This is a genomic window from Puniceibacterium confluentis (assembly GCF_007923445.1).
Taxonomy (GTDB): Bacteria; Pseudomonadota; Alphaproteobacteria; order Rhodobacterales; family Rhodobacteraceae; genus Puniceibacterium; species Puniceibacterium confluentis.
Genome location: NZ_VOJI01000004.1, coordinates 51,813 through 70,268 on the forward strand (window position 1 = coordinate 51,813; position 18,456 = coordinate 70,268).

The 18,456-nt window shown below is 63.7% G+C and carries 16 protein-coding genes; 4 read left to right on the plus strand and 12 right to left on the minus strand.

The features are described 5' to 3' along the window. Positions 1-58: 58 nt before the first annotated feature. The gene (locus FOY53_RS06045; protein WP_146586772.1) at positions 59-2,827 is read right to left on the minus strand and encodes a TRAP transporter permease; all 2,769 of its coding nucleotides are present in this window, start codon (positions 2,825-2,827) and stop codon (positions 59-61) included. A gap of 106 nt (positions 2,828-2,933) precedes the next feature. Continuing rightward, complete coding sequence (locus tag FOY53_RS06050) at positions 2,934-3,890, minus strand: TAXI family TRAP transporter solute-binding subunit (protein ID WP_146586774.1); 957 nt, start codon at positions 3,888-3,890, stop codon at positions 2,934-2,936. A 373-nt stretch (positions 3,891-4,263) separates the two neighbouring features. Between FOY53_RS06050 and FOY53_RS06055 the strand changes: the two genes are divergently transcribed. Beyond that, entirely contained in the window at positions 4,264-4,842 is a 579-nt protein-coding gene (locus FOY53_RS06055) for a cupin domain-containing protein (RefSeq protein WP_146586776.1), read from the plus strand. A 78-nt stretch (positions 4,843-4,920) separates the two neighbouring features. Further along, positions 4,921-6,531 (plus strand): FMN-binding glutamate synthase family protein, encoded by a 1,611-nt coding sequence (locus FOY53_RS06060; RefSeq protein ID WP_146586778.1) that lies wholly within the window; start codon positions 4,921-4,923, stop codon positions 6,529-6,531. A 39-nt stretch (positions 6,532-6,570) separates the two neighbouring features. Here FOY53_RS06060 and FOY53_RS23020 read toward each other — a convergent pair whose 3' ends face one another. From FOY53_RS23020 to FOY53_RS06100, 9 genes are all read right to left on the minus strand, one after another. Then, positions 6,571-6,720: a hypothetical protein gene (locus FOY53_RS23020; RefSeq protein WP_186766528.1), complete on the minus strand. Its 150-nt coding sequence runs from the start codon at positions 6,718-6,720 to the stop codon at positions 6,571-6,573. Continuing rightward, positions 6,717-8,012 carry a c-type cytochrome gene (locus FOY53_RS06065; RefSeq protein ID WP_146586780.1) on the minus strand — a complete coding sequence of 432 codons (1,296 nt, stop codon included), beginning with the start codon at positions 8,010-8,012 and terminating at the stop codon, positions 6,717-6,719. Before FOY53_RS06065 ends, FOY53_RS23020 begins: the two co-directional genes overlap by 4 nt. Positions 8,013-8,015: 3 nt before the next feature. Further along, positions 8,016-9,230 carry a formate dehydrogenase subunit gamma gene (locus FOY53_RS06070; protein WP_146586782.1) on the minus strand — a complete coding sequence of 405 codons (1,215 nt, stop codon included), beginning with the start codon at positions 9,228-9,230 and terminating at the stop codon, positions 8,016-8,018. Between the two features lie 167 nt (positions 9,231-9,397). After that, positions 9,398-9,991 carry a formate dehydrogenase FDH3 subunit beta gene (gene fdh3B / locus FOY53_RS06075; protein WP_146586784.1) on the minus strand — a complete coding sequence of 198 codons (594 nt, stop codon included), beginning with the start codon at positions 9,989-9,991 and terminating at the stop codon, positions 9,398-9,400. Positions 9,992-10,005: 14 nt separating this feature from the next. Beyond that, positions 10,006-12,996, minus strand: a complete 2,991-nt coding sequence (locus FOY53_RS06080; protein WP_146586786.1) for a formate dehydrogenase subunit alpha — start codon at positions 12,994-12,996, stop codon at positions 10,006-10,008. Positions 12,997-13,094: 98 nt separating this feature from the next. Then, positions 13,095-13,283 carry a twin-arginine translocation signal domain-containing protein gene (locus FOY53_RS06085; RefSeq protein ID WP_146586788.1) on the minus strand — a complete coding sequence of 63 codons (189 nt, stop codon included), beginning with the start codon at positions 13,281-13,283 and terminating at the stop codon, positions 13,095-13,097. A 111-nt stretch (positions 13,284-13,394) separates the two neighbouring features. Beyond that, positions 13,395-14,000, minus strand: a complete 606-nt coding sequence (locus FOY53_RS06090; protein ID WP_146586790.1) for a TorD/DmsD family molecular chaperone — start codon at positions 13,998-14,000, stop codon at positions 13,395-13,397. Then, positions 13,997-14,647: a DUF3306 domain-containing protein gene (locus FOY53_RS06095; protein WP_146586792.1), complete on the minus strand. Its 651-nt coding sequence runs from the start codon at positions 14,645-14,647 to the stop codon at positions 13,997-13,999. Before FOY53_RS06095 ends, FOY53_RS06090 begins: the two co-directional genes overlap by 4 nt. Continuing rightward, complete coding sequence (locus FOY53_RS06100; RefSeq protein WP_342783960.1) at positions 14,644-15,216, minus strand: DUF3305 domain-containing protein; 573 nt, start codon at positions 15,214-15,216, stop codon at positions 14,644-14,646. The genes FOY53_RS06095 and FOY53_RS06100 overlap by 4 nt, the downstream gene beginning before the upstream one ends. Positions 15,217-15,381: 165 nt before the next feature. Between FOY53_RS06100 and FOY53_RS06105 the strand changes: the two genes are divergently transcribed. After that, positions 15,382-17,346, plus strand: a complete 1,965-nt coding sequence (locus FOY53_RS06105) for a 4Fe-4S binding protein (protein WP_146586794.1) — start codon at positions 15,382-15,384, stop codon at positions 17,344-17,346. Positions 17,347-17,421: 75 nt separating this feature from the next. On the opposite strand, the gene FOY53_RS06110 is transcribed toward FOY53_RS06105, so the two are convergent. Then, positions 17,422-18,162, minus strand: a complete 741-nt coding sequence (locus FOY53_RS06110; protein WP_222435228.1) for a hypothetical protein — start codon at positions 18,160-18,162, stop codon at positions 17,422-17,424. 100 nt (positions 18,163-18,262) lie between these two features. Here FOY53_RS06110 and FOY53_RS06115 point away from each other — a divergent pair, with 100 nt between their 5' ends. Then, entirely contained in the window at positions 18,263-18,451 is a 189-nt protein-coding gene (locus FOY53_RS06115) for a DUF6494 family protein (protein ID WP_146586796.1), read from the plus strand. Positions 18,452-18,456 lie beyond the last annotated feature (5 nt).

The window sequence follows — 18,456 nt, forward strand, 5'->3', positions numbered from 1 at the left end:
TGTGCCGCCCCTGACACGGATGCTCGGTTGGTTTGGCGCGCGCAACTGTCCACCGGGATCAGGCCGCGGCCCTGCGGCCGACGGCCCGTGTGTTGCGGCCGCGTTGCAGGAAGACCACCAGTGCCAGCAGCAACAGCGCCGGAATGAACATCAGGTATTTGGACGGAACACTGACCGGCTTGAGCACGCGCAGCACCTCCTGATCCCAATCAAGCCCGGCGTCAGAGGCGGGCGAGCCAAAGGACACGTCGTCGATGAACATCTTGTCGTCCTCGGTGCGGAACACCAGCCCGGCGCTTTCAAGCTTCTCCTCACCGGTTGCGCCCTCGCCGATGGGCAGCAATGCGACGAACTGGATCGGATCGCCCAGATCGTTCACCCCGGATACCCGCAGGCGCAATTCATCGCCCGGCTGCGTGTCCGCGGCGGCGGCGGCGATCTGTGCCGGTGCCTCTTCGCTGTAGGGCGGAAACACCATGTCCATCCAGAACCCGGGGCGGAACAGGGTAAAGGCGATCAGCAAAAGGGCGATCGTCTCATAGACCTTGTTCTTCGCCAGAAACCAGCCCTGCGTCGCAGCGGCAAACAGCAGCATGGCGACGGTGGCGATGACAAAGACAAAGATCCCCTGCGCCCAGTTCACATTCATCAGCAGCAATTCGGTGTTGAAGATGAACAGGAACGGCAGCGCGGCAGTTCTGAGCGAGTAGAAAAAGGCGATGACGCCGGTCTTGATCGGGTCTCCTCCGGACACGGCGGCGGCGGCAAAGGACGCCAGGCCGACCGGCGGTGTCACATCCGCCATGATGCCGAAATAGAACACGAACAGGTGCACGGCGATCAGTGGCACGATCAGGCCGTTCTGCTGGCCCAGCGTCACGATGACCGGGGCCAGCAACGCCGAGACCACGATGTAGTTCGCCGTGGTCGGCAGGCCCATCCCGAGGATCAGAGACAGCACGGCGGTCAGCATCAGGATGGCCATGATGTTGCCGCCCGACAGGACTTCGACCACATCGGCCAGGGCCGAGCCGACGCCGGTCTGGCTGACCGCGCCGACGATGATGCCGGCCGTCGCCGTGGCAATGCCGATGCCGATCATGTTGCGCGCGCCGGTCACGAGGCCGTCGATCAGGTCCATGACCCCGTCCCGGATGTCCGCCGCAAGTCGGCTTTCGCCCCGGAACATCTGCATCAGAGGCCGCTGGGTCAGCAGGATGAACACCATGTAGGCCGCCGCCCAGAAGGCCGAGAGGCCGGGTGACAGGCGATCGACCATCAGCGCCCAGACCAGCACGACAACCGGCAGGATGTAATGCAGCCCCGAGCGGATCGTCGGACCCGGCAGCGGCAGCGCGGTCACCGGCGCGTTCGGGTCGTCCAGCTTCAGCGGGGCCTCTTTGCTGGCCACCCGCAGCAGCGCGATATAGACCGCGCTGAGCGCGACAAAGATGATGTAGCCTGCGGTCGCGGGAAACACCGTGCGGATCCAGCCCATGCCATAATACACCGCAAACGACAGGAAGCAGATCATCGCGACGATGAAGGCGATGCCGATCAGACGCTGTACGATGGGTTTGGGGGTATAGGCGCGGGGCAGACCCTCCATCCCGGCCTTCAGCGCCTCGAGATGCACGATGTAGACCAGAGCGATGTAAGAGATCACCGCCGGCAGAAACGCGTGTTTCACCACGTCGAAATAGGGGATGCCGACGTATTCCACCATGAGAAAGGCCGCGGCCCCCATCACCGGCGGCATGATCTGGCCGTTGACGGAAGAGGCCACCTCGACCGCGCCGGCCTTTTCGCTGGAAAAGCCCACTTTCTTCATCAGCGGAATGGTGAAGGTGCCGGTGGTCACCACGTTGGCGATGCTTGACCCCGAGATCAGCCCGGTCATGGCCGAGGACACGACAGCCGCCTTGGCCGGTCCGCCCTTCATGTGGCCCATCAGCGAAAACGCCACCTGGATGAAGTAGTTGCCCGCTCCGGCCCGGTCGAGCAGCGAGCCGAACAACACGAAGAGGAACACGAAACTGGTCGAAACCCCGAGGGCGATGCCAAAGACGCCTTCGGTGGTGATCCACTGATGGTTGACGATTTCACTGAGGTTGTTGCCCTTGTGGGCGATGATGCCGGGCATGTAGGGCCCCAGCACCGTGTACATCAGAAAGACAGAGGCGACGATCATCAGCGCCGGACCCAGCGCCCGGCGGGTCGCTTCGAGCAGGATCAGGATGCCGATCACCGATACCACAAAATCCTGGGTGACCGGTGCGCCGACCCGGCCGGAAATCTCGCGGTAATAGACATAAAGATACAACGCCGTCGCCGCGCCGATCAGCGCCAGAGCCCATTCCCAGAGCGGGATCTTGTTCTTGGGAGAGCCCAGCACGATGCAGGCGACCAGCCCGATCACCACAACCGGAATCCACCATGTGGACGCGCCATCCTTGGCGCCGATCATGAACAGCGCGCCCAGGATCACCGGAATGGCGATGCCGAGGCCGAGCTGAAATTTGGTACGGGTCGCGGGAAAGGCGGCAAACGCCAGAAAGATCGCAAAAGCCAGGTGGATCGAGCGCGCCTCGGTGTCGTTGAAGACACCGAACCCGACAATGAACGGGATCGGTGAGGCAAACCAGAGCTGGAACAGCGACCAGGCCAGGGCCACCAGCATGAGGAAGGTGCCGACAGGCCCGGCAACACTGCGTCCACCGGTGTCGGACGAGGCGACAAGTGCGTCAAGCTCGGTCTGGCTCAGGCCGCCGTGGCCCGCTGCTGCGGCTTCGACGGCGGCTGCCTTCTGCTGATCTTTGTCCGACATGTGTGACTATCCCCGTTGGGCTTCGGCCCTTGACCGGGTCATTGCCCGGAAATCGCATTTGGCGGGGGGGCGGACATGCCGCCACCCCGATCATCAATCGGGCGGATTACATCCAGCCACGTTCCTTGTAGTACTTTTCGGCACCCGGATGCAGCGGTGCCGACAGGCCGTCGCTGATCATTTCCTCTTCCTTGAGGTTCTCAAAGGCCGGGTGCAGCTTCTTGAAGCGGTCGAAGTTGTCAAAGACCGCTTTCACGACCTCATAGACCACGTCATCGGGCACATCCGCCGAGGTGACGAACGTCGCCTTGACGCCGAAGGTCTTCACGTCCTCGTCGGATCCCGCGTACATGCCGCCGGGGATGGTGGCGTAGGCGTAGAACGGATTGTCTGCGACCAGCTTGTCGATGGCTTCGCCCTCGACGGGCACAAGGTTCGCCTCGACGGTCGACACAGCTTCCTGGATGGACCCGTTCGGGTGGCCGACCGTGTAGACGATCGCGTCGACCTTGTTGTCACCCAGTGCGGCCGCCTGTTCCGCCGGCTTGAGCTCGGAGGCGAGGGCAAAGTCGCCCATGGTCCAGCCCTTGGCGTCCAGCACGACCTCCATCGTCGCCAGCTGGCCCGAGCCAGGGTTGCCGACGTTGACGCGCTTGCCCTTGAGTTCATCGAAGGAGTTGATGTTGGCGTCCTTGCGGGCGATCACGGTGAAGGGTTCGGAATGGACAGAGAACACCGCGCGTTCCTTGTCGAACTTGTCGCCCTCGAACTGCGAGCTTCCGTTGTAGGCATGGTACTGCCAGTCGGACTGGGCCACACCCATGTCCATGTCACCCGCCTTGATGGCGTTGATGTTGGCAATGGATCCGCCGGTCGACGGTGCGGTGCACTTGAGGCCGGTCTTGGCGCTGTCACGGTTCACAAGACGGCAGATCGACTGGCCTACAACAAAGTAGACGCCGGTCTGTCCCCCGGTGCCGATGGTGATGAACCGCTCTTGCGCCATCGCCGAGGTCGAGGCCAGCAGGCCAGCGCTCAGAGCGAGGAATCTTGCGTGTTTCATGTAACTCTCCCGTTTGGTTTCATGTTGCCGGGCGGCCTGGCAGGCCGGTCCAGAGGGCGTGTCGCCCGGAGCAGAAGACTAGGGTGCCGCGAACGGGCGTCCACATGTCTGTGCGTCAAGGCGCCGATGTCGTTTCCGTGCGCATCGTTCCAAGGACGATGACGGTCGAATTCCCCGATAGGGCGTTACGCGTCAGTGTCGTTCCCAGTGCCATCCTGTTGATTCCGGGCACCACTGCCGCAGGAGTCTCGGTAGCGTAGTACCGTTTATTATTTCGATCAAGTCGGTTACGCTTATAGCAGGCGGTACACATGAAAATTGCATTTTTTTGCAATAAATTCAGAACGTTAAAATTGCCTTGGGGGGATTCGCCTTGGACCTTGATATTGGTCAGCGGCTAAGATCTGTACGCAGCGCCAATGGGTTGTCGCAGCGTCAACTGGCGCGGCAGGCCGGGGTCACCAACGGGCTGATCTCGATGATTGAACAGGGCCGGTCCAGTCCGTCAGTTGCTTCGCTCAAACGGATTCTGGATGCGGTTCCGATGTCGTTTTCAGAATTCTTCGCCGACGATGGCCCGGAACTGGAGGCCTTTGTCTTCCGCGCCGAAGAGTTGCGCGAAATCAGTCTGGGCGCGGCTCTGCACATGCCGGAAGAGGCTGCGGATCTGTTGTCGATGCGTCAGGTCGGCGATGCCTCGCGGCACACCATCCAGATGCTGCACGAGACCTATGCGCCGGGTGCCGATACCGGGCCTGAACTGTACACCCACCGGGGCGAAGAGGCCGGGATCGTGATTGAAGGACAGATCGCTCTCACGGTCAGCGCCCGCACCGAGGTGCTGGGGCCGGGCGACGCCTATATCTTTGAGAGCCTCAAGCCGCACCGCTTTCACAACAGCTTCAGCGAAAAATGCGTCATTGTCAGCGCCTGCACGCCCCCCAGTTTCTGATCAGGGCCCCGCCAGATACCCGAGACGATCCCCACAAGGGCGCACGGTCTGCCCGCACACCCGAACGCAGGAACAAAGATGCAGAAACTTGCCACTCTGGAGAGATTTGCGCCACTGGCGGCGGTCGCGGCACTTGCGGTCCTGTGCCTGCTGCTCAGCCTTTGGTCCGCCTGGATGCTGCTGCCCTTTGTGCTGTTCGCCGGGCTGACCGCGCTGGGGGTGCATGACATCCGTCAACCCAGCCATTCGATTCTGCGCAATTATCCGGTGATGGGCCACATGCGGTTCCTGTTCGAAGGCGTGCGCCCGGAAATCCGCCAATATCTGATCGAATCGGATCAGGACGAGGAACCCTTCAGCCGGGATTCCCGCAGCCTGGTTTATCAGCGGGCCAAGGGCGTCGAGGACAAGCGGCCCTTTGGCACCCGCAAGCGGGTCTATGACGCGGGGTATTCCTGGCTGACCCATTCGATCAACCCGGTCCATATCACCGACAGCGATTTCCGTGTGACCATCGGCAATGCCGCCTGCAAGCAACCTTACCTTGCCTCGCTTTACAACATCTCGGCCATGAGTTTCGGCTCACTCTCGGCCAATGCCATCGAGGCCCTGAATACCGGCGCCCGACTGGGTGGCTTTGCACATGACACCGGAGAGGGGTCGGTCAGCCGCCATCACAAGGCGGGTGGGGGCGATCTGATTTATCAGGTTGCCTCGGGGTATTTCGGAGCCCGTGCCGCGGACGGCAGTTTCGACCGGGACAAGTTTGCGGTGACCGCGGCGCTGCCGCAGATCAAGATGATCGAGTTGAAGCTGTCGCAGGGTGCCAAGCCCGGACATGGCGGCATGCTGCCGGCGTCCAAGATCTCGCCCGAGATTGCCGAAGCGCGCGGCATTCCGATGGGGGTCGACTGTGTGTCCCCGGCGGCGCATTCGGCCTTCTCGACACCGATCGAGATGATGCGGTTTGTCGGTGAATTGCGCGCGCTTTCCGGTGGCAAGCCGGTTGGGTTCAAACTTTGCATCGGCCACCGTCGGGAGTTCATGTGCATCGTCAAGGCGATGCTGGAAACCGGCGTGGTGCCTGATTTCATTGTCGTCGACGGCACCGAGGGCGGCACAGGTGCGGCTCCGGTCGAATTCACCAATCACGTTGGCATGCCGATGATCGAAGGGCTGAGTTTTGTGCACAACACCCTGCGCGGCGCCGGACTGCGCGATCAGGTCAAACTGGGCGCAGCGGGCAAGATCGTGTCGGCCTTTGACATTGCCCGGGCGCTGGCCATCGGTGCCGACTGGTGCAATTCGGCGCGCGGTTTCATGTTCGCCATCGGCTGTATCCAGGCGCAGGCCTGCCATACCAACAAATGCCCGGTCGGGGTGGCAACGCAGGATCCGCTGCGCCAGCGTGCTCTGGTTGTAAGCGACAAAAGCCGACGCGTTGCGCGTTTCCACGCCAATACGATGAAAGCGTTGGGCGAAATGGCCGGCGCGGCCGGTTTGAGTGACCCCAGAAACTTCCTGCCCCGGCATTTCATGGCGCGGCAGGCCGACAACCAGATGGTCACCGGTGACGAAGCCTTTCCCTATCTGCCAGAGGGGTTCCTGCTGAATGGCGTCGCCGACGGTCAGGGCTACAAGGCTCGCTGGGACCGTGCCGAGGCCGCCAGCTTCGCGCCACGCGACTGAACCGGCGTCACCCGCCCGCGTTCCGCACCCTGCGGGCGGTCACTCGTGCTCAGGTCCGGCGCCGTCCAGCCGGACGCTGCTGGAGCTGACGCTCACGTCCGCCTGGGAAAATCCCATGTTTTCCAGCGTAAGATTGGCCCCGACAGCAATCACGGCGATCAGCACAATACCGAGGATGAAGGCTTTCATGGTTTCTCCTTTGGTGCGGTTTCGGACCGCAGATATTCGATCAGATCGGCGCGGTCCCCTGCGCCGGCAATGCGTTGCATCGGCATCTTGGTCCCTGGAATATAGTGCTCGGGACCAATGTCGAACAGGGCGTCGATAGTGTGTTCATTCCAGATCAGTTCCGAATCGTCCAGCGCCGCGGAATACCGGTAATCCGCAACCGTCCCCGCAGGTCGGCCGAACAGGCCATAGAGTGTCGGTCCGGCGCGCCGGGCGCTGCCCGGGGTCAGAGTATGACAAATCGAGCATTTTCGTTTGAATTGCCGTTCGCCGTTCGGCAGCGTCGCGGGATTGGCAAGGAAAGACGGATCCGCGACCTCTACCCCGTCATACGAGTCCAGGGTCAGTACCGGCCAGGAGTGTGCAGTGTCGTCAAGGCCGCCGGCCAGGATGTTGCTGCCATCCGCAGAAAACGTCAGCGCCCAGACCGGTCCCCGCTTGGTGGCACGAAAATCACTCACAACGCTCCAGGTCGCCGTGTCCACCACCATGATGTAGCCTTCGCCGTCGCCGACTGACAATAGCCCGCCGTCCGGCGACATCGCCATGGCAAGTATCGGTCGCCGCTCGAGCGACAGGTCAGCTAGGGTGGTTCCGGTGGCGATGTCGATCACCCGGGTGCCGCCATCCACAGCGCCATAGGCGATCCAACCCGCCGCCTCGTTCACCACGATCTCGTTCAGGCCAAACCCGTGTTCGACCAGCCGACCCAGCTCGGTGCCGCTGGCCACGTCCCAGATCCGCAGAGAGCCGTCGGCCGAAGCCGAGTAGAGCCGCGCGCCGTCGTCCGAAAAGGCCACGTCATTGACCGGACCACCGTGCCCGCGCAGAAACCGGCTGCCCGCGTCCGTCAGCGTCCAGAGACCGATGCTGCCGTCCCAGCTTGCCGAGGCCACCATTGTGCCATCCGGGCTGGCCGCCAGCGATTTCACCTTGCCCTGATGCCCGTTCTTTGCCGTCGCTGTACCAAGCGTCAAATCCCAGAACACCAGCGTGAAATCGTCGCCGCCGCTGACCAGGGATGTCTCGGAGGGAAACACCGCGCAATTGACAGCCGCGGTGTGACGTTCGAGCCAACGCGACCTCTGACCCTGCCAAAGGCCGACCGAATTGTCGAAACTGGTGGTCGCGACCTGCCCCGCGGGCGACACGGCCAGGCCCATGATCGGACCGCCGTGCCCTTCAAACGTGGTATATTCACCGGCCCGGACCGGCCCGGAAACAAGAGACAGGGCCAGCAGCAGCCAGCGCATTCCCTATTCCGCCGGCGTCGCGCTCTTGGGCGCCGCGTTCTCGCGTTCCTTGACCTCGGCGACCCAGAGGTTGTGGTGCTCTTTGGCCCACTGCTCTTCGACCATGCCGGTGCCCATGGCGTCGAACGCGCCTTCCATGCCGAGCGTGCCGATATAGATGTGTCCGAGGATCACGGCCATCAGGACAAAGCCGACAATCGCGTGCCAGAGCTGGCTGTACTGCATTTCAGCCTGCGGCGACAGATCGGTGGGCAGCGCGCCATAGCCCAGCATCTGCGGCACCCCCCAGTCATTGAGATGTGCAAAAGTCGGTCCGAAAAGGTGCCACTCGAACGGGAACAGCAGCGACAGGCCCGAAACTGAAATCGACGCGCCCAGCAGGATGACCGACCAGAACACGATCTTCTGCCCGGCGTTGAACTTTTTGGCGTCCGGATGACCGCCGCCGAACAGCCCGCCGCCGCGCAGGATCCATTTGATGTCCGTGCGGTCGGGCAGGTTGTGAACAACCCACATCACAAACACCATCACCAATCCCAGCATGAAGGCCCAGGACACGTTGTCATGCACCCATTTCGACCCGATGGCGACGGTGGAAAACGTGTCCAGACCAAAGGTCGGTATCAGGAACTTGCGCCCCATCAGAGTGATCAGGCCGGTGATGGCGAGGATCAGGAACGACCCCGACAGCAGCCAGTGTCCCATCCGCTCGACAAACTTGAAGCGTTCCAGCTTGCGCCCCGTGATCGGCCCCTCGATGCGCACCCGGCCGCGGATCAGGTAGAACACCGCCAACAGGGCCAGCGTCCCGAGCAGCAACCAGCCGCCATAGGTGATCAGGGGGCCGCGGCGGAAATCCAGCCACCACATGCCGTCGTCCTGAATCAGCGTGGTGGCAGCCGGGCCACGCTGCTGGGTGCTGATCTGTGCCTGGTCAAACCGCAAACCGCGCCACAGGTCGGGATCCGAGGCCCCGCCGAGCGTGCCCAGCGGCGCGCTGATCGGAGCGGCATTGTCGGGATCACCGGTCAGGGCCCGGCGGGCGCTGTTGTCGACGTCCTCGCCGCGCTGGCGGGCCAGGATGTCCTCCAGCGTCTGTGTCGCACGTGCCGGAGCCTGCTCGCTCACAGCCGGATCGACGCCGCTGTCTTGCGCCGATGCAGGCAGCCCGGTCAGGGCAAGGGTCAGCAGAACAAGGAAGGACGAGAGGAATTTCATGGCAGGCTCCCAGGAGTCTCCGGTTCGATCGGCGCGCTGAACAGTCTGTCAGCAGCTCCGGACAATTTCAGAAGCCCAGTCATGCGGAGCCTCGGAAATGATCCGAAAGTAACACGAAAAAGGGTCAGCGCGGCACGAAGCGGCGCTGACCCCTGTGTCAGATGGCGTCAGCCGCCCTTTTGGTCATAGGCCGTGCCCCAGCCCCATGCGCCGGATCCAAAGCCGCGCGCGACGACGCGTTCGCGGTAGATCGCCGAGACGACATCACCATCGCCGGCCAGCAACGCCTTGGTGGCGCACATTTCGGCGCAGATCGGCAGCTTGCCTTCCGCGATCCGGTTGCGACCGTACTTCTGGAACTCGGCCTGAGAGTTGTTCTCTTCCGGGCCCCCCGAGCAGAAGGTACATTTGTCCATCTTGCCGCGCGAACCGAAGTTGCCGGCCTGGGGATACTGCGGCGCGCCAAACGGGCAGGCGTAAAAGCAGTAGCCGCAGCCGATGCACAGATCCTTGGAGTGCAGGACCACACCCTCTTCGTTCTGGTAGAAGCAATCCACAGGGCAGACCGCCATGCAGGGTGCGTCAGAACAATGCATGCACGCGACCGAGATCGACCGTTCGCCGGGGCTGCCGTCGTTGATCGTCACCACCTTGCGGCGGTTGATCCCCCAGGGCACCTCGTGTTCGTTCTTGCAGGCCGTGACGCAGGCGTTGCATTCGATGCAGCGTTCGGCGTCGACGAGAAATTTAGCTCGTGCCATGTCTCATATACTCCTTATACCGCTTCGATTCTGCAGAGAGTCGCTTTGGTCTCCTGCATCTGCGTCACGCTGTCATAACCATAGGTCTGTGCGGTGTTGGTGGATTCGCCCAGAACGTAGGGGTCTGCGCCATCGGGATATTTCGAGCGCAGATCCTCGCCCTGCCAGAAGCCGCCAAAGTGGAACGGCATGAACGCCACGCCGCTTGCCACGCGGTTGGTGACCAGTGCCTTGACCTTGATCTTGGCCCCCTCCGGACCGTGGACCCAGACCATCGCGCCATCCCGCACGCCGGTGTTGTTGGCATCGCGCGGGTTGATCTCGATGAACATGTCCTGCTGCAGTTCGGCCAGCCAGGGGTTCGACCGCGTCTCGTCGCCGCCGCCCTCGTATTCGACCAGACGACCCGAAGTCAGGATGGTGGGGAAGTCCTTGGAGAAGTCGTTTTTCTGGATCGAGGCGTACATGGTCGGCACGCGCCAGAACTTCTTGTCCTCGTAGGTCGGATAATCCGCCACCAGATCCCGCCTGTTGGTATAGAGCGGCTCGCGGTGCAGCGGCACCGGATCCGGGAAGGTCCAGACCACGGCGCGGGCCTTGGCGTTGCCATAGGGGGCGCAGCCGTGGGCGATCGCCACACGCTGGATGCCGCCCGACAGATCGGTCTTCCAGTTCACACCGCCAACCTGCTCGGCATAGTCCGAGGGTGTCTCACCGGTCTGCGATGTCTCGCCAACCTCCGCCGTGCCGTCTCCGGCCTTCTCGGGCGCCTTGTAACCGGCGACCTTTTCGATGCTGGCGCGCTCTTCGGCGGTCAGGTCACCGTCCCAGCCCAGGTCCATCAGCATCTGCATGCTGAACTCGGGATATCCGTCCTGGATTTCCGAGCCCACCGGATAGACCCCTTCGGCCAGCAGGTTGTCGCCGTTGCGCTCGACCCCAAAGCGGGCGCGGAAGCCCATGCCACCCTGTGCCACCGGCAGCGAGATGTCGTAGAGGTTTGCCGACCCGGGGTGGTTCATCTCGGGGGTGCCCCAGCTTGGCCACGGCAGCCCGTAGAAGTCGCCATCGGCCGGCCCACCGTTGGCGCGCAGTGTGGTGCGATCAAAGGTGTGCTGGTTCTCCATGTGCAGCCGCATCCGCTCGGGGGACTGCCCGGTATAGCCGATGGTCCACATGCCCCGGTTGAATTCGCGGGTGATGTCCTCGACCAGAGGCTCGTCTCCGTTGATCTCGATGTTGCGGAACATCTTGTCGGTAAAGCCGAACTTGTCCGCGAACAGTTTGATGATCTCGTGATCGGACTTGCATTCGAACAGCGGCTCGACAATCTTTTCGCGCCATTGCAACGACCGGTTTGACGCGGTGACCGAGCCGTAGGTCTCGAACTGAGTTGCCGCGGGCAGCAGATACACCCCGTCGGTGCGGTCCTGCATGACGGCCGAAACGGTGGGGTAGGGGTCCACCACAACCATCAGGTCGAGCTTTTCCATCGCCGTCTTCATTTCCGGCAGGCGGGTCTGCGAGTTGGGCGCGTGGCCCCACAGAACCATGGCCCGGGTGTTGTCCGGCTGGTCGATGTTTGCCTTGTCCTCGAGCACGCCGTCGATCCAGCGCGACACCGGAATCCCGGTCTCGTTCATCATCAGGCGGTCTTTGCCATCATCGCCGGCACCGGCCATCACCGCAAAGCGGCCTTTGAGCCAGTCGAGGTCCTCTTCCCAGACCCGGGCCCAATGTGCCCAGCTGCCCGGAGCCAGACCGTAGTAGCCCGGCAATGTGTCGGCCAGAACGCCCAGATCGGTGGCGCCCTGCACGTTGTCGTGGCCACGGAAGATGTTGGTGCCGCCGCCGGCGGTGCCCATGTTGCCCAGCGCCAGCTGCAGGATGCAATATGCGCGGGTGTTGTTGTTGCCGTTGGTGTGCTGGGTGCCGCCCATGCACCAGATCACCGTGCCGGGGCGATTGTTGGCCAGCGTGCGCGCGACCCGCTCAAGCTGTGAGCCGGGGGTACCGGTGACACGTTCGACCTCTTCGGGATTCCATTTGGCGACCTCGGACTTGATTTCGTCCATGCCCCAGACCCGGGTGCGGATGAATTCCTTGTCCTCCCAGCCGTTCTGGAAGATGTGCCACAGGATGCCCCAGACCAGCGCCACATCCGAGCCGGGCCGGAAGCGGACATATTCGTCGGCGTGGGCGGCGGTGCGGGTAAAGCGCGGATCACAGACGATCAACGGCGCGTTGTTCTGCTCTTTCGCCTTGAGGATGTGCAGCAGCGACACGGGGTGCGCCTCGGCGGGGTTGCCGCCGATCAGGAAGATCGCCTTGGAATTGTGGATGTCGTTGTAGCTGTTGGTCATGGCGCCGTAGCCCCATGTGTTGGCCACACCCGCCACCGTGGTCGAATGGCAGATCCGCGCCTGGTGGTCGACGTTGTTGGTGCCCCAGTAGGCGGCGAACTTGCGGAACAGGTAGGCCTGTTCGTTGCTGTGCTTGGCAGAGCCCAGCCAATAGACCGAATCCGGGCCGCTCTCGTCGCGGATCACGTTCATCTGGTCGCCGATCTCGTTGATCGCCTGCTCCCAGGTGATCCGGACCCAATCGCCGCCCTCTTTCTTCATCGGGTATTTCAGGCGGCGTTCGCCGTGGGCGTGTTCGCGCACCGCAGCGCCCTTGGCGCAGTGGGCGCCGAGGTTGAACGGGCTGTCCCAGCCCGGCTCCTGGCCGACCCAGACGCCATTGTTGACTTCGGCAATCACCGTGCAGCCGACCGAACAATGGGTACAGACGGATTTCACCGTTTTGACAGCGCCGGACACAGCAGCCTGCGCGCTGGCCTGCGTCACCGATCCGGCAGTGGCCGCGATTGCCGCGAGCCCGCCGATGGCCAGTCCCGAACCGCGCAGGAATGCGCGGCGATCAACCGAAGACCCTGCGATCTCGGACAGAATGCCGGTGCGCTGGGACCGTCTGGCCACCCCGTTGGTTTTTTTCCTAAGCATGTAACCCTCCCGTGCTGCCCGACTTTTGCGTCAGGCTTGGCTTGGTTAGCCCGCGGCGTGCCCGCTGCGTGGCGATTGATCTGGTCGGCGTCCGGTGTTCAGAACCGGGCGCTGTCGAAATAGGCCCGCGTGTGCGCGGTGTCCTGCATCTTGCCGTCGGCCGCCGCCGGCGCGGCCTCGGCCTCGGTTCCGGTGCTGGCGACAGCGACAACCGCAGCCGGGCCCGCGGCGCCGGCCAGCTTCAGAAAATCGCGTCGGCTCCTGGCCGTCTCGTCTTTCTTGGACATGGAGGGTCTCCCTTTTGTTTCGTTGCTGTGCAGCCCTCTGCGGGGCGGCTTCTGGTCAGGACGGGACATGCCCGCCGCAGTGTCGCCGGACCGTTCCGGCCCGTGTCTGTTCTAGGCGAGCCGGAACGACTCGCGTTCGATATCCATCAAGGCGCGGCCAACCGACCCGACAGCGCTGTAAAGCATCGCGTTCTTTGCCTTTTCGAGATCGGCAAAGAAATGTCCCGCCCAGGGGGCCACATGGCGGTTGAAGAACACCCGCTGATCCGAAAGCGGCGCGGGATCGCCGAACCGCCCGACGATCAGCCCGGCCATCACCTCCATCATGGTGGCGATGTTGTCCTCGGGTTCGTAAACATTCGGTGCACGGCTGATCCGGCGCGCCGCAAGGTCATTGCGCAGGGTGGCCAGCGGCTTTTCGTTCAGGAACCCGGTCAGGTAATAGCTGGCATAGGGCAGCAGTTCGCCGCGTCCGAGCCCGATGAACAGCGCATTGAACTCGCGGATCACATCCTTTGGCCTGCTGGTGCTGGCGCACTCGGCCAGTCGCGATATGGCGCGACCCAGATCGGTGTCATCCCCTGTCAGCCCGGCGCTTTGCGCCAGCGTCATTTCATCCGCCGGCGCCGCCAGCAGAACCCCGAGATAGTTGTACAGATCGGCGCGAAGCCGGTCTTCGGGCGACACGTCCATCCGGGGCGCGGCTGCAGTATTCATTCGGTCTCCGTCTCGAAGGTAAAGCGCATGCGGCGCGGTAATACCGGATCCGCTTCATCTGGTTCAGTTTTCTCACCAATCTCGGGATACGACACTACGACCTTGGTCGTAGATGCAGGCGCAGCATCGTCATCGTCCGGTGAAATTTCCGGTATGGCTGCATAATTTTCGTAATCTTCGGCAACTTGCGGAATTTCCGCACTCGCGGCTTCAACTTTCTCCGCTTCGGCCCGGGCCAGTTCCTCGACGTGGCGCAGCAGTCCCTTGCCCACCTGATACGAGGTCTTGACCCCCGGAGCATCGGTTGCCGCGTTGGTAAAGTCGCCGTCGTAGTCGTTCAGCCCGTCCAGCACCGCCAGGGCCGGGTTCAGCCGCCAGAGTCGGCGCATCGCCCGGCGCCGCAGATGTTCCGGCACCGCCTTTTGCATGAACCCGGCAATGTCCTGCCCGGGGACAAGGTTGTCCGGGTCCGGCAGGTTGAAATCCGCGAGGATTTCCTCGTCGGACTTTTCCGCCTGCTCGGCGGCCAGTCTGGCGGCTGCGGCCTCTTCTGCCTCGATCGCGCGGGCGCGGGTTTCGGCGGCCTCTTCCTCGGCCACCTTGGCACGACGGCGTGTCCAGAAGCCCGGCTCGTCACTCTTAGTCATGTCTCGCCCGCCCTGCGTATCGACCCGGGCGCACGATAGACATCGCTGGCCTGGGAAATGCGCGGATCACCGATCCCGTCCTCGGTGCGCTCTTCGAGATGCCGCCGCCGCTTGCGTTTGACAAAGGGCTCTTCGACATAGTGGGCCTGGGTGTAGGAACCGACCCAGGCCAGCAGGCCGGGCGGCATCGCCACGCGTTCGACGATCTCGTCGCCGCTTTCGGCGTAAAGCTGCGCCTCGTGCGGCGAGGCGGTGACCAGATGCACGAGGTATGGCCATGCAGCACCGTGCTCCGCCTGACGCAGCACGACGTAAACCGACGGTTCCGGTTGCGACAGCGCGACCATGTAGGCTTCGGCCTCGCCACGATACAGCGTCAGCGGCACGGTGGCGGCGTGGAAGTCGGCAGCATCACCGTCCTCGCGCAGCAACCGCCACGCGGCGGGGGCCGCACCAGGCAAGACCGCAACCGGCGACCAGACGTATTTTGCCCAGCGGGTCACGCCCGGTCGTCGCCGGATCACCACCCCCATGGGCATGGAAAGGCTCTTCTGGTCCTGCAGGCGCACGGCATCTCCCCTGACGTGGCTTGGGGCGGCGCTTGTGTCCGGTCCCCGGCTCCGGTATTCCCGGGCTTACATTTTCGAAAAGCATAGGTTTCCGGGGTTCGTTTGTCCATGACCCGCCAGCGGGGTCGGGATCGCAGACCCGGATCCCTTGGGGGAGAGAGACTCGTGGGAAAAACGTTGCTGCTTTGCGATTGTCTGGGCAGCCAGACGGTGGACGCCGATGCCATTTCGAAGGCCACCGGAATGACCTGCTCGAAGGTCCACACCGGCCTGTGCCAACATCAGTCCGACAGGGCCGCGGCCGCGTTGGCCGCGGGGGATGTGATCATCGCCTGCCAGCAGGAACGCCCCTTTTTCGAAGCTTTGGCGGAAGAACTGGCCACAGAGGTGCCGGGGTTCGTCGATCTGCGCGACCGCGCCGGGTGGACCGAGGTCGGCAGCACCGCTGCTCCGAAGATGGCGGCGCTTGCGGCAGAGGCGGCGCTGGTTCTGCCTTCGGCACGGTCGCTGGACATCATTTCCGAAGGCACCTGTCTGATAATCGGGCAGGGTGAGGTGGCCTTTGCCGCGGCGGCCCGGCTCTGTGATCAACTCGCCGTGACCGTGTTGCAGACCGACGCTGCGGAGGTGCCGGCGGACCGCCGTTATGACGTGATCCGCGGACGGCTGGGCCGTGCGCAGGGGGCGCTTGGCGGTTTCAGGCTGCGCATCGACGGGTTCCGGCAACTGCTGCCGGGCGGGCGTGGCAGTTTCGCGTTCAGCGCGTCGCGTGATGGCGCACAGTCCGAATGCGACATCATCCTGGATCTGACCGGCGGCAGTGCCCTGTTTCCGGCCCCCGACAAGCGCGAAGGATACCTGCGCGCCGATCCGCGCCAGCCGGTGGCGGTGGCGGACGCGTCGGCCGCGGCGGCGCAGATGGTCGGCACCTTCGAAAAGCCGCTCTATGTCCGGCTGGAAGAGTCGCTTTGCGCCCATTCCCGTGCCGAACAGACCGGTTGCTCGAAGTGTCTGGATATCTGCCCCACCGGTGCGATTGTCTCGGCCGGCGAGCATGTTGCCATCGACCCGATGATCTGCGCGGGCTGCGGCGCCTGTTCGGCGCTCTGCCCCTCGGGCGCGATCAGCTACGATGCGCCGCCGGTATCGTCGGTGTTCCGCCGGTTGGACACCCTGAGTGCCACCTATCGCAAGGCCGGGGGCCGGAACCCCCGGCTGCTGGTGCATGACAGCCACGGGGCGGAAATGATCCGACTTGCCGCCCGCTTCGGCCGTGGCCTGCCCGGGGACGTCATTCCCATCGAAGTCGCGGCTCTGGCGGGGTTCGGCCATGCCGAAATGCTGGCGGCGCTGTCGTGCGGCTTTGCCTCTGTCGATGTCCTGCTTGCCCCGCGCACCGAGCGTGACACCCCCGCAGGCGAAACCGCTCTGGCCAATGCCGTGGCCGGGCACGCGGCCGTTGCGTTGCTGGACCTCAGCGATCCCGACGCGCTGTCAGACCACCTGTATGGCGCCGACCGCAAGCCCGCGGTCGCGACTCCGGTTCTGCCCATCGGCACCCGCCGTCAGGTCACCCGCGTCGCGGCAAAGGCTCTGAACCCGGCGGGCGGCACCCTGGCATTGCCGGCGGGAGCGCCCTATGGGGCGGTCCTGGTGGACACGGACGCCTGCACGCTGTGTCTCTCCTGCGTTTCGCTGTGTCCCTCGGGGGCGCTGGGCGACAACGAGGACAAGCCCCAGCTGCTGTTTCAGGAGGATGCCTGCCTGCAATGCGGAATCTGCGCGACGATCTGCCCGGAAAAGGCGATCACGCTGAAACCGCAGTTGGAGCTGAGTGATGCCGCGCTGTCCCAGCGGGTGCTGAACGAAGAAGAGCCCTTTGCCTGCGTCGAGTGTGGTGCCCTGTTCGGTGTGAAATCCACGGTCGAGAAGGTGGTCGAGAAACTGGCCGGCAAGCATTCGATGTTCGCCAATGAGAAGGCGGCCCGGATGATCCAGATGTGCGACAAGTGCCGCATCGCGGCGCAGTACCATTCTGAAAACAATCCGTTTGCCATGGGCACACCGCGGCGGGTGCGCACGACCGATGATTATCTGGCCGAGGGCCCGTCCAAGCGCAAGGATCACTGAGGCCCGCGGCGCCGGGGGAGATGGGTCAGGCCCCGCCCGCTGCCGGATTCGGCGGAGACATGGCCGTGCCGGGCATCAGCGCGACTGGATCGGCGCGCCCAGATCGGCAGGGGTGATGGCGGCGACAAAGCTGAGGATGTCGTCCAGATCGTCCAGCGTGATGCGCACAGGTTCGATGGGCGAGGGCAGGGTTTTCGCGAACGGCAGCGTGACCTCGGCCACCTGGGTGAACGCCGGATGCGGGTTCAGAGTGTAGAATCCCCGAAATCTCCCACCCCAGTCGGGCAGAGTGCGCAGCACCGCGAAGGACGGTGTCGATCCGATGGCTTTCATCCGGTTCATGTCGCCGACCACATGGCAGCGTCCGCAGTGCGCCAGCGACAGAACCGCCCCGCGCGCCGCATCGCCGTCAAAGGTCACCTCAGCCACCTCGGCGTCGCCTTCCACCACAGACGAAAACACCGTCTGGCCGTCCACCGCGAACTGATCCACCGTGCCGCGTCCGATGTCCGACAGCAGCCAGTCCGCAAACCGCTGCGCATCCGGATCCGCGCCGACGGCCAGATGCCAGGCGCGTCCAAGCCCGCTGAAGGCCACCGCACCTTCGGTGCCGAAAACCGCATCCGCCTCGGAACCTTCCGCGACAAGGGTGATCCGCGTCGAAGTCTTCAGCGAGAATCTCGGCACCAGAAAGTCGATCAGTCCCGAGTCCGTCAGCGCGGCGGGCGCAGCCAGCCGCAGCTTGCGATCCGCGTCCTGCGCGGCAACGGCGCCGGCCGCAAACAGCGCAAGTCCCAGCAGGATTTGTCGTCGCATCGCGGCTCTCCTCAAGACCTCACCACAACGTGTCACTTGCAAGCCTATGGGCGGTCGCCTAAACCCGTCAATGCTTCACAGGACCCAGGGGAGGGATCGGATGAGCGAAGATTTCAACATGTCGATGCGCAAGTTTCTGAAACAGGTGGGCGTCACCAGCCAGCAGGCGATCGAAGAAGCCATGCGCAAGGCGGGCAACACCGAGGGCAAGAGCTTTGCCGCGAAGGTGGTTCTGACGGTGGACGGGCTTGACCTTGAACATGTCGTAACCGGCAAGATTCAGGGATAGACACA